Source organism: Psychrosphaera aquimarina, from assembly GCF_032461525.1.
GTDB classification, from domain to species: domain Bacteria; phylum Pseudomonadota; class Gammaproteobacteria; order Enterobacterales; family Alteromonadaceae; genus Psychrosphaera; species Psychrosphaera aquimarina.
Map to the genome: position 1 here is coordinate 710403 of NZ_JAWCUA010000010.1, position 12079 is coordinate 722481.

At 38.3% G+C, this 12079-nt stretch carries 9 protein-coding genes; 6 read left to right on the forward strand and 3 right to left on the reverse strand.

Features of this window, described 5'->3' with window-relative positions; genetic code table 11:
* The first annotated feature begins 129 nt into the window (after positions 1 to 129).
* The 3 genes from prfC (at position 130) to RT723_RS15260 (ending at position 4885) form a co-directional block, all read left to right on the forward strand.
* A complete protein-coding gene (gene prfC, locus RT723_RS15250) occupies positions 130 to 1719 on the forward strand; it encodes a peptide chain release factor 3 (RefSeq protein ID WP_315947941.1) in 1590 nt (529 codons plus the stop codon).
* A gap of 222 nt (positions 1720 to 1941) precedes the next feature.
* The gene (argS, locus tag RT723_RS15255; protein ID WP_315947943.1) at positions 1942 to 3678 is read left to right on the forward strand and encodes an arginine--tRNA ligase; all 1737 of its coding nucleotides are present in this window, start codon (positions 1942 to 1944) and stop codon (positions 3676 to 3678) included.
* A gap of 193 nt (positions 3679 to 3871) precedes the next feature.
* Positions 3872 to 4885 carry a transposase gene (locus RT723_RS15260; protein ID WP_315947945.1) on the forward strand — a complete coding sequence of 338 codons (1014 nt, stop codon included), beginning with the start codon at positions 3872 to 3874 and terminating at the stop codon, positions 4883 to 4885.
* Between the two features lie 259 nt (positions 4886 to 5144).
* On the opposite strand, the gene RT723_RS15265 is transcribed toward RT723_RS15260, so the two are convergent.
* On the reverse strand, positions 5145 to 6524 hold the full coding sequence (locus RT723_RS15265) for a hypothetical protein (RefSeq protein WP_315947946.1): 1380 nt from the start codon (positions 6522 to 6524) through the stop codon (positions 5145 to 5147).
* A 423-nt stretch (positions 6525 to 6947) separates the two neighbouring features.
* Between RT723_RS15265 and RT723_RS15270 the strand changes: the two genes are divergently transcribed.
* The gene (locus RT723_RS15270; RefSeq protein WP_315947947.1) at positions 6948 to 7565 is read left to right on the forward strand and encodes a MarC family protein; all 618 of its coding nucleotides are present in this window, start codon (positions 6948 to 6950) and stop codon (positions 7563 to 7565) included.
* 83 nt (positions 7566 to 7648) lie between these two features.
* Complete coding sequence (locus RT723_RS15275; RefSeq protein ID WP_315947949.1) at positions 7649 to 8299, forward strand: cold shock and DUF1294 domain-containing protein; 651 nt, start codon at positions 7649 to 7651, stop codon at positions 8297 to 8299.
* 108 nt (positions 8300 to 8407) lie between these two features.
* Here the strand turns inward: RT723_RS15275 and RT723_RS15280 are convergent, their stop codons facing one another.
* Both RT723_RS15280 and RT723_RS15285 read right to left on the reverse strand, forming a co-directional pair.
* Entirely contained in the window at positions 8408 to 10120 is a 1713-nt protein-coding gene (locus RT723_RS15280; protein WP_315947950.1) for a glycoside hydrolase family 9 protein, read from the reverse strand.
* Between the two features lie 90 nt (positions 10121 to 10210).
* A complete protein-coding gene (locus RT723_RS15285) occupies positions 10211 to 11077 on the reverse strand; it encodes a lipase family protein (protein WP_315947952.1) in 867 nt (288 codons plus the stop codon).
* A gap of 267 nt (positions 11078 to 11344) precedes the next feature.
* On the opposite strand from RT723_RS15285, the gene RT723_RS15290 reads away from it, so the two are divergent.
* Entirely contained in the window at positions 11345 to 11812 is a 468-nt protein-coding gene (locus tag RT723_RS15290; protein WP_428983682.1) for a nuclear transport factor 2-like protein, read from the forward strand.
* Positions 11813 to 12079: the final 267 nt, after the last annotated feature.

Genomic DNA, 12079 nt, shown 5'->3' on the forward strand with positions numbered 1-12079 from the left:
ACTCAATTCCCTAACTCTTATGTATAATCGCGCCATTAAAAATTTACCAACTAACGACACGCAAAACCTTTAGTTTCAGCTCTTTGGGTTTTAGTACTTCAGTTAGTACTCCGATATAAGATTTATATAATGACAGATGCCCAGTTAAACAAAGAAATTGAGTGCCGTCGCACGTTTGCGATCATCTCACATCCGGATGCGGGTAAAACCACCATCACCGAAAAAGTTTTATTATACGGAAACCACTTACAAAAAGCGGGTACCGTTAAAGGCCGTGGTTCAAACCAGCATGCCAAATCTGACTGGATGGAAATGGAAAAAGATCGTGGTATTTCGATCACGACATCTGTTATGCAATTCCCTTACAAAGGTAGCTTAGTTAACTTACTGGATACCCCAGGACACGAAGATTTCTCTGAAGATACTTACCGTACATTAACGGCCGTTGACTCCTGTTTAATGGTTATTGATGCCGCTAAAGGGGTCGAAGACCGAACGCGTAAGTTAATGGAAGTCACACGTTTACGTGATACGCCAATCATCACGTTTATGAATAAATTAGACCGTGATATTCGTGATCCAATGGAAGTATTGGATGAAGTTGAAGATGAATTAAAAATTGCTTGTGCGCCAATCACATGGCCAATTGGCTGCGGCAAACTCTTCAAAGGGGTTTACCATATTCACCGTGATGAAGTCATTTTATATCAAACCGGTCAAGGTAGTACGGTTCAGGAAGTGAACACCATTAAGGGGTTAAACAACCCAGAAATTGATGCTGCTATCGGTGAAGACTTAGCCGCTCAAATGCGTGACGAACTTGAACTTGTCATTGGTGCATCACACGAATTTGATCAAGAGCTATTTTTAGCGGGTGAATTAACGCCTGTCTTTTTTGGTACCGCTCTAGGTAACTTTGGTGTTGACCATATGTTGGATGGATTAACTCAGTGGTCACCAACCCCGATGCCTCGTCAAACGTCAGTACGTGAAGTTTTTGCTAACGAAGAAAATTTCTCAGGGTTTATTTTTAAAATTCAAGCCAACATGGATCCAAAACATAGAGACCGTGTTGCTTTTATGCGTATCGTTTCTGGAAAATATGAAAAAGGCATGAAAATGAATCATGTTCGTCTAGGTAAAGACGTCCGAATTTCAGACGCATTAACCTTCGTAGCCGGTGACCGCTCTGCAGTTGAAGAAGCTTATCCAGGCGATATCATAGGTTTACATAACCACGGTACCATTCAAATTGGTGATACCTTTACTCAAGGCGAAGATTTTAAATTTGCCGGTATACCAAACTTTGCACCAGAATTATTCCGCCGTATTCGCTTAAAAGATCCACTAAAACAAAAACAATTGTTAAAAGGTCTTATCCAGCTTTCGGAAGAAGGTGCAGTACAAGTATTTAGACCACTCGATAACAACGACTTAATCGTAGGCGCAGTAGGTATTCTTCAGTTTGACGTCGTCGTCCAACGCTTAAAATCGGAATACAACGTAGAAGCCATTTACGAAGCTGTAAACGTAGCAACCGCCCGTTGGGTAAGTTGTGAAGACGATAAAAAATTCGAAGAATTCAGACGTAAATGTTCAACTAACTTAGCCCTAGATGGTGGCAATAATTTAACATACATAGCACCAACCAGAGTTAATTTGAACTTGTCGAAAGAGCGTTATCCAGAGGTGGTGTTCACTGAGACTCGTGAACACTAACTTTTGAACTAATATTTGCTGAATCGTCCGATTTTATCGTTCGAAGTGCTCATGTATTGGCATACATTGCGCGCTTCTTACTCAACCTCGAACGATTCATCTGCAATTAGAATCAAAAGAAGCATTAGCTACGAGTTACGAGTGAATAGCTCGACACTCGAAACTCGACACTCAAACACAGTTAGACCGAGTAAAAAATAAGACTCAGCAAGGTAAAAAAGAATGAATGTTTTTCAGCTAGTACAAGACAGATTTAAACAAGCTTTAGCAAAAATTGAAGGAGCAGAAAATGCATCTGCACCTTTGGCTCGAAGTACACGACCTGAGTTTGGTGAATATCAATTTAATGGTGCCATGGGATTAGCCAAACTGTTAAAACAAAACCCACGTCAAATTGCTACGCAAATTGTTGAACTGGTTGAAATGGATGATATTGCTGAAAGTTTAGATATTGCTGGGCCGGGCTTTATCAATGTTAAGTTAAAACCACAGTGGTTGGCTGCACAGATTGAAACTGCATTATCTGATGAACGTTTGTCGGTTGAAAAAGAGTCAGCGCAAACCGTAGTTGTCGATTTATCGGCTCCTAACTTAGCTAAAGAAATGCACGTTGGTCACTTACGCTCAACCATTATTGGTGATGCGGTAGCTAACGTTATTGATTTTCTTGGTCATAACGTTATTCGTCAAAATCACATGGGTGATTGGGGCACGCAATTTGGTATGCTGATAGCGCATTTACAAGACAAATTACAAGCGTCAGAAGTCGCTACAACGGCATTGTCGGATTTAGAAGACTTTTACCGTCAGGCTAAAATACGCTTTGATGAAGAAGACGGATTTGCCGACAGAGCAAGAGCTTACGTAGTTAAGTTACAAGGCGGTGACGCTGAATGTAAAAAGCTATGGCAACAGTTTATCGACGTATCTATATTGCACAGTGAACAAGTTTACAAAAAATTAAATGTTAATTTAAAACATGAAGATATCATGGGTGAAAGTGCTTACAACCCAATGTTAGCTGATGTGGTTGCGGACTTAAAACAGCAAGGTATTGTTGTTAAAGATCAGGGCGCACAAGTCGTGTTTTTACCTGAACTTGCTAATAAAGATGGTGAGCCAGCTGTATATATTGTTGAAAAGTCGGGCGGTGGTTTTTTGTATTCCACAACTGATTTGGCAGCAATGAAATATCGTTCATTTGAGCTAAACGCTGATAGGATCATTATATTTACTGACGCGCGTCAAGCATTTCACTTTAAACAAGCTGAAATAGTTGGTCGTAAAGGTGGGTTAATCAAAGAGTCGACAACTTACGAACATGGCCCATTTGGCATGATGTTAGGTAAAGATGGAAAGCCATTTAAAACTCGTACTGGTGGTACGGTTAAGTTAGTTGAATTATTAGATGAAGCCGTTGAACGTGCAGAGAAATTATTAGCTGAACGCGAATCTGGTTTAAGTGCTGATGAGCAAAAAGAAATTGCTCGTAAAGTTGGGATTGGTGCTATCAAATACGCCGATTTAAGCAAGAATCGTACTACGGATTACATCTTCAACTGGGACACTATGCTTAGCTTTGAAGGCGATACGGCACCGTATTTACAATACGCTTATACACGTATTAAGAGTATTTTCCGTAAAGCTGGATTGGATGCTAACAACTTTAACGCAACTGTGATCATTGAAGCGGATCAAGAAAAAGCATTAGCGGTTAAGTTACTGCAATTTGTAGAAGCCATAAACGGCGTAAGCGCAAACTTAACACCGCATTTGTTATGTTCATACCTATACGAACTATCAAGCTTGTTCATGACGTTCTACGAAGCTTGCCCAATGTTGAAAGATGGCATTCCTGAAGAAACCAAAAACAGCCGCTTGGCGTTAAGTTTGTTAGTGGCGAATACGCTACAAAAAGGGTTGGACTTGTTAGGTATTGAAACAATGGAGAAAATGTAACTTTGTTGAATTTACCTTTCCGGTTTATTTAAAAGGAACATCTAACTTTATTGAGAACGGAGCCATTGGCTCCGTTTTTTTGTTTTCAGGGAATAACAGGGAATAACAGAGACACCCACTCAAATTTGACAGTAATAGAAACTAGGCTATATTCTTTGTACCTATATCGATACATGATATTTTAGAGGTTACAGTGCCTAAACCAAGAAAAAGCCAAATAAGCTTAGAGGATACGCCTTATTATCATTGTATATCTCGTTGTGTCCGTAGGGCATTTTTATGCGGTGAAGATAAATTAACTCATCAATCTTATGAGCACAGAAGGCAATGGGTAAAAGATAAAATTGAACAACTCACACAAGTCTTTGCTATTGAAGTTTGTGCCTATGCGATTATGAGTAACCACACACATCTTGTGTTGCACATCAACAACCAAGTTACATGCCATTGGACGACCGATGAAGTACTCAGGCGTTGGCATAAACTGTTTAAAGGCACATTGTTAACACAACAATACCTATCTCAATGTCAACTAAATTCAGACGAGTTAAGTCATAACACTTTAACCCAGCTCACCAAATCTGAGCTATTAACCATAGAGCAAACGACACAAGTGTATAGGCAACGGCTAATGGATATCAGTTGGTTTATGCGAGTATTAAATGAAGGCATCGCGAGACAAGCCAATAAAGAAGATAGCTGCACAGGCCGTTTCTGGGAAGGGCGCTTTAAATGCCAAGCTTTACTGGATGAAACAGCATTACTCGCATGTATGGCTTATGTCGATTTAAACCCAATCAGAGCCAAAGCCGCCACAACGCCGGAAACATCGGATTTCACAAGCATACAAGAACGCATCAAACAGGCAATCCATAATCAACAACCAAATAAATTAATGCCCTTTAGTTGTAACCCTCAAATCGATATACCAAACATATTGCCATTTGAATTAAGTGAATACATCGAACTCATAGAAACAACGGGACGGTGCATAAGAGAAGATAAAACAGGGCATATAGACAAACAACTTCCCGCCTTAGTAACGCGTTTAAACATAAGGCCAGAGAACTGGCTTACCATCACTAAGACGTTCACCAAAGTATTCCATGGGGCGGTAGGACATGAGGATGCATTACAACACTTTTGTGAGAGCCAACAACTAAAACGACGGCCAAATGTATCAAGCTGTCAAAGGTTGTTGTCTTAAACCTTTATACTTAAAACATATCAGGAATAACACCTTATCAGAACACTCTGAGATAACTTAACACCTACCATTTAGGACGAGCGTTAAAAGTTACTCAAAATTCTAAATTCAAGTAGACGATAAAGCTTAAAATCCAGGATGTCATAGAAATACAAAAGCGATTACACCATTTGGGTAAACACATGCTTGAATTTGAAATTAAAGTGGGTGTCTCTGTAAATAAAGTGGGTGTCTCGGTAACTAGTAACTATAATAGGGGTTACTCTGCTTCTGGCATGGCTTCAATATTTACAATTTCACTGCGGTTTAATGTTATTTTAAATCGTTGTATCCGTTCACCTTCTTTATCTAGGCTACGTAATATAAGGTTTATCTGATAACGACGTTCAACACCTTGGCTTGATATTTTTTGACCATCTAGGTCATACAAACGCCCCGCGCCTTTTTTTAAAAAACGAACAAAGGGGGTTAAATTAAAAAAGATCTGTTGCTGAATTTCGTCATAACCCGGCAACAACTCTTTCGCGAGTACTTTATTATCACAACGAAAGTGCAATAACCGGGCATCTTGTTTGTTTTGCTGCCTGCGTTGCTGAAATAAGGTATTAACGCTTTCAGGTAAGTCTTTATTTTTTATATATTCAAGCCACAAGGTTTGGCTGAGTATTCGTTTTCGGTCCACACTATGGCTAAACAAGTTTTGCCACTTAGGCCGACCTTTTTGAATTTTTCGCCAAATAAGGCTGGTAAGGTCTTCTTTGAAGGTTTCCCTTAAACCATAAATAACACCTAAGAAGGCGATAAGAGCAACGGTCACTTCTGTGAAACTTGATCTTGCATTAAGGACTAAAACCATGACAAAGGCCATGATAACCGCGGTAACACTTCCCCTCACTAATCGTTTTAAATTAGCATCTAAATAGCGAGTTTTCTTTTTAAAAACGACTCCGTACTCTATCAAACGTTGTAACAGTCTCATTTTATTGGTGATACGGTTGGGGTCATCTAGGGTGATTTGTGAGTTGTAGTTTTGTTCTGCACGATAATTATTTTCTTCTCGACAAAAGGCCAATAAAAATTCACGTTCAGTGGAAAAATCACTGCTTTTAGGCCCCCTTGATATCAGTTTTAAAAAAGACTGTTCAATGTGCCAACTTAAAAAGTTATCCGCATTTTCGTAAAATGAATTTAACTGGCTATCAGGTGGAGTATAACGACGTAGCTTTTTAACTAATCCAGATATTTGTTCCGCTAATACAATTGCTGCAGGATAAAACTCTTCAGCATTTTTTAATTTCAGGGTTTGTTTTATATCGGCATCTAACGCTATTTTCAGTTGGTAAGAAAATAAATTTAGGTTTAAACGGTAATCACTTTGACCATCTTTATTTTCCCCCTCAAAGCGTTGACTAATAAAACGACTTCGTACTAATGGCAGATGTAATTGATCGGAATAATAGGCACTCTGACTTTTTATATTACTATAAAAGTAATCTTCAGCGTTTAAGGTGTCTGGGCTTATCCCCATCTCAACGGGCAGCGAAAAATATAGATCAATACGTTGCATTGCTTGTGGCAATAATTGATGACTGATCTTTATCGATAAATTTTCATCTTGAGATAATTTTACCTTCTTCACTGCTTATTGTTACCCCTTTTAATATTTAATTGAATTATATGTTTTGCAAAACCAGTGTACTACACCATGTTAAGCATAAGAAATATTTGCTGCATAATGGCACAAATATATAGCCTAATATGTATCCAAAAAGTTAAGCGAAATAGGAATTTGTTCTTCCCTTAATTAGATACATCACTAACCGTGTTTTAATGACAATTGAAGGGAAGTCAAAGCTAAGTAAGTTAATGCCAAATGGTTGAAATATATAGGTTAACCCATATATATAGAATTCTAGCGAAGACTATTTTAAAGTAAGTGTAGTAGATAAACGTTTTATATAGAGCAAATCATTCGATAACGGCTCCTCGCTATATTTAAATACAAATTTAGTGCCTTAACTGGCACTATTTTACTTTTCTCATCACGGAGCGAAACCATTCAATGATTGATTTTTTAGCTGTATTTATCACGTTTTTCGCCGTCATTGATCCAATTGGCACCTTGCCTGTTTTTATCGCTGTCACCGAACAATATGATCAAAAAACGAAACGCCGTATTGCTTTACTCGCGACCATAGCGGCAGCTTGTGTATTGTTATTCTTTTTAGTGATGGGAGAAATCGTACTTACGGCATTATCTATCCCATTACCGGCATTTCAAATATCTGGTGGCATAGTCCTGTTTTTATTCGCACTTAATATGATCTTCGGTGACAGTAAGCCGGATGAAGAAATTAAAATGTTACAAGACTCACATAAAGAGACAGCTATCTTTCCATTGGCTGTTCCTTCCATCGCCAGTCCTGGAGCAATGCTGGCGGCAGTGTTGTTAACCAAGAATTCAACTTATACCATCTGGGAGCAAATGCAGACTGCTTTGGTTATGTTATCGGTGTTGGTTTTAACTTATGTATTAATGCTCTTGGCAGGCGTTATAAATCGTGCGGTCGGTAGCAGTGGAGCCAGTGTGATCAGCCGAGTGATGGGGTTAATATTATCGTCAATAGCCACTACAAATATTTTAACCGGCCTAAGTGAATATTATAAAGTTATGCAGTAGTAATATATGAAGTAGCAATACAAGCAGGACATTAACCCTCTTGCTTTTAACGCGGCTAGGATTTAATAGGTTATGGAGGACAAATGAAACTAAAAGGAAAGATTATTAGTTGGAATGACGACAAAGGTTTTGGTTTTGTTGAACCTAAAGGGGGAGGCGAAAGAGCATTTGTACATGTGAAGGCGTTTACGTCTCGAAGTCGAAGACCCGTTAATGGTGACCAAATCATTTATGAATTAGTGTATGAAAAGAACAACCAATATAAAGCAGAAAATATTAAGTTTACGTCTCAAGCCACTAACCAATCGTTAAAGTTACAATCGAACAACACTAGACATAACAAAAATGAAAATAGTGTAGCGGGCAAGTTTACCTTTATATTCTTTCTCACTTTATGTTTATTGGTTTTGTTCGGCGTGTTACCTATAACTGTCTTAGGTATATATTTATTAATGAGTGTTTTGACCTTTTGTTTTTATGCCATTGATAAATCGGCTGCGAAGAATGGTCGGTGGAGAACCGCAGAAAGTACGCTGCATCTGTTGTCTTTAACCGGAGGTTGGCCGGGTGCATATTTAGCGCAAAAAAAATTACGACATAAGTCGATTAAAAAAACGTTTCAGCGCGTTTTTTGGTTAACGGTTTGGATAAACATCTTAATATTGATTTGGCTTCAAACCGAATTAGGCACATATTTGCTAAATGATCTGATCATTAATCGGTTAAATGCCTGAGCTCTCAATTAACATGGCAACCTGAAGGTTAATTAAAATCCGATATAATATGATTATGTCGGATTTTCTTAGCAGATCATCTGATACAGACCCAAACAGGCTAAAATATTAGTCCGCCAATATAGCTGCCAATACATAGACTAACGGGGCATTCCAGTTGATAGCGACTTCATTGGTAGCATAACTGCACCAATCATCAATATAGGTTATTGCTGGCTGATCAAATTGATAATCACAACCATCTTGTTTGCCACTATGTGGGCCACCTACTAACATACCTGGAATAGGCGCGACTATGCCATCACTGACAGAAACTCTGTGGTGTGGGAATAAAGGACTTTTACTGCCAAAGCCAGTGACGTAGGAATAATCGGTTGGGTTTCTCCCTAAAACATAATCAATAATACTTAAGGCTGCATTTTTATAGGCTTGTTTTGATGAAAGTCTATGAGCTTGCATTAATATCAGTGCTTTATTTAATGCAACGGAATTACTGCCCCATACAAAATCAGACTCAACCAAAGGCACTTGATAACCATTGTCATTATATTGCTGCACTAAGTTGTCAGCTAATGCCAATTGTTCTGACTTTATCTTTTGATAAATTACAGGTGGGATGATTGCCTGACCTTTTATTAATAAGGTACTGGTGGCTAAATACGCGACATATGACCAAGAGGGTACGTCAATTTTACTTCTGAAGTTAAGGTATTGTTCCAGGTATTTAGGCTTTTGAGTCGTTATAAATAACTCCGCGGCAGCCCATGAAAACTCGTCATTAAAACTATCATCTCCATATTCACCGCTGCTTACGTCATCTGGTTGCGAATACACCAGATTGGGGTTTGAAACAGCCCATTGCCAAGCTAATTCAGCGGAGCTTAACCATTGTTTTGTTTGCCCATTATTATATGGTTCATAAATACGTGTGGCCATCGCCAAAACTGCAGCATAATCGAGTGCGGCAGATGTGGATTTTCCGATAACAAAGCGCTCTCTTTTATCTTGCACCGGCATTTCTTTACCCGGCCAAGCTAGTGTGGTGAGTTTGTGATAAACCGAACCATCTGTATCTTGCATGGTGGCAAGCCAATCAATATTCCATTTGGCTTCGTTTAGAATATCGGGAATATTATCATTAGATTCTGGGATATTGGTGTTACGGTTTTGATAAAATGTTGGGAAATGTTCATAAGATGCTAATAAGGTATAAGTGGCAATCCCCGAGTTAACTACATATTTACCGTAATCGCCTGCATCATACCAACCTTTAGTAGACTCAATCATGCTTGACTCAGGACGTGAAGTACTTGCAGCGGATGCATGTACTTTAACTTCATTGTCGGCATGTCCTTCTGCTCTTGACCATTGTTGTCCATAAGGTGATTCAATCGCTAAACTAGAACGGTTGAAGTAATAGGACTTGAGTGCACTGTCGTGTAACTTGTCGTACACATTTGATGCAATATCAAATTCAGCTGAATCTGCCACTCCATTAACCTTTAAAAAATAACGTCCTTCTTTTATTACGGATGAAAGGTCAGCTACTTTAAATGATCTATTTCCTGCGGCTTGCCATGATTTTGCACTCGTTAATTTGCCTTTATAAACAAGTTTACCTGTGTCGAGTGAAACCAACCTGAATGATTGTTGATTTACATTTGGCACTATGGCAACTTTACGAGCATTAGGCAGATAACCCAATTGGTTCAATTGTATTTTTTGCGTAGTAATAGGGTCAGCGTTTTGGTTAATCAGGGAAGTGCAGGCGATGACGAAAAGGGTTAACGTTACTACGACAATTAATCTAACTATATTCATTTCTATAAGCTCCACTTAACGATACGTATACAAAATCACTACAAACATATTGCCTTTAAATTATGGCTAACACCACAGTCAAAACCGATTCTAATCTAATGAAAAACCAAATAGGTTGATTTGCGTTTTGTAAGGCACTTGTTCGGCTGAAATAATAAGTTGGTCAATTAAACCCAAGTATGTCCCCATATGGTGTGCAATTAGATTTTTTTCACTTGGAATAGCAGAGGTAAACTTTGTTGCTCTTAACATACTTTTTAAGCCGCTAGTCTGGGCGAATTTATGGTTTCCCATTAAAATAACTTCTTCGCCATGGTGCCAATAAATATCTAAATTTTTTATTTGCATTGGACTTAATGGCGGTACTAAAGGGACGATATCTAGCGGGGTAACTACACGTATTAACGGCAGCTCGGAAAATTGTTTAGCACCCGCTGCATTGGTCACTTTAGGTTGCCCAAAAGTAATAACTTGAGGAACTTGATAACCTTCTAGTTGTAGATACATGGCCAGCACAACCGCTATTGAACCTCCTAAACTATGACCGGTTAGTTTTATTGGTGTGTTAGTCAGTAAATAAGGTTTCACATCTTGAAATACTGCCTTTGCTCCTGCGCTAAATCCGCGATGAAGCGGAATGTTAAGTTGACTATCGGGCTGTAATTGTATGTCCAAATCCAACATCACATTTTCTACATTAGCCGTACCTCTTATGGCAATGGTTTGGCTATTAGCATGTTTACTTAAAAAGTAGCTTACTTGAGAGGTTTCAAGTGTATTTTGATGGATTAAGGTTTGCCCTTGTTGTAAAGAGGCTTGTATTTGATTTACATCGAGATAGGTGTCATTGGCTAATTGAGCTTGACGTTTTATCTCGCCAAAATCTTGGTTGGCAAAAGCATATTGGCCTGTATTGATAACCAAAATAATTAGTGCGATAAGCAGAGTTTTAAACATGTTTGAATGGAATTCACAGATGTTAATTTAAAACCTAGAGATTACTTTAAATACTATATGTCTCATAGTGCTTTGTAGATAAGAATATCAAAATAGTCTGTTAAGCCATGCAGGAATAGTCAGTTTGAAACAGTTTGTTTCTCTTGCGCTCACCTGCTAACTTATTGCTGCAATTAGATATATTTTTTATAGTCGATCAATGGCTTATCTTTTGACGATGCAGTTAACATGAGGTCCTATCTATTAGTGACTAAAAAGGAGTTATCAATGAAACATTATTTTGCAGGTATTTGTTTATTTTTTATGTCGGCAACCACGTATGCCAATAATTCAGAATTAGATTTGAACGCGTTTGCTCGAACTTACTTTAATAGCATGGTGGTAACTCAAGCGCCCAACGCAACCGCAAAAGATATAGAAGCTTATCTCTCGTTACTGACCGATGATATTGGCCATACACATTTGCCTTATGTCACCGATGACTCTCGACAATCAAATGGAAAAGAATTAATGCGCAAAGGCATGACTTTTTACCTTGGTGCGCATACTAAATATGAAGCTCAACTGTTAGATGTCTTTACCTTTAATACATCAGCTGTGGCAATTCGGTATAAAAATAAAGCCGAAGGTATCCACCCACAAAACCAACAAGCGCTGGCTTATTCACAAGTAATGATGGAAGTTTTAGAAATAGAAGATGGCAAAGTGGCGGTTATTCGTAAGTACCACGAATAATTGGTCACTGAATAAATCATTTATCCAATGAAACCGGTGAAATGTGTACCGCAGAAAACATCATATTCGTTGAGCCAAAGCGATAACATTGATATAGAAATGTCGCTTTTTGACGTATTTAGGTAAGTTTTATCAATTATTTGCAGTAAAAAAGATTATTTATTTTATTTAATTTAAATAAACGATTTTCCTACATGACTTGATTTACATAGGGTCTAGGCAATAATGAATAACTATCAGTCGAACTTATCACGATTGAATCCATGT

Coding starts and splice junctions, on each gene's coding strand:
- RT723_RS15290 (WP_428983682.1), top strand. CDS start 11,345: ATGAAACATTATTTTGCAGGTATTTGTTTATTTTTTATGTCGGCAACC.
- RT723_RS15280 (WP_315947950.1), bottom strand. CDS start 10,120: ATGAATATAGTTAGATTAATTGTCGTAGTAACGTTAACCCTTTTCGTC.
- argS (WP_315947943.1), top strand. CDS start 1,942: ATGAATGTTTTTCAGCTAGTACAAGACAGATTTAAACAAGCTTTAGCA.
- RT723_RS15275 (WP_315947949.1), top strand. CDS start 7,649: ATGAAACTAAAAGGAAAGATTATTAGTTGGAATGACGACAAAGGTTTT.
- prfC (WP_315947941.1), top strand. CDS start 130: ATGACAGATGCCCAGTTAAACAAAGAAATTGAGTGCCGTCGCACGTTT.
- RT723_RS15270 (WP_315947947.1), top strand. CDS start 6,948: ATGATTGATTTTTTAGCTGTATTTATCACGTTTTTCGCCGTCATTGAT.
- RT723_RS15285 (WP_315947952.1), bottom strand. CDS start 11,077: ATGTTTAAAACTCTGCTTATCGCACTAATTATTTTGGTTATCAATACA.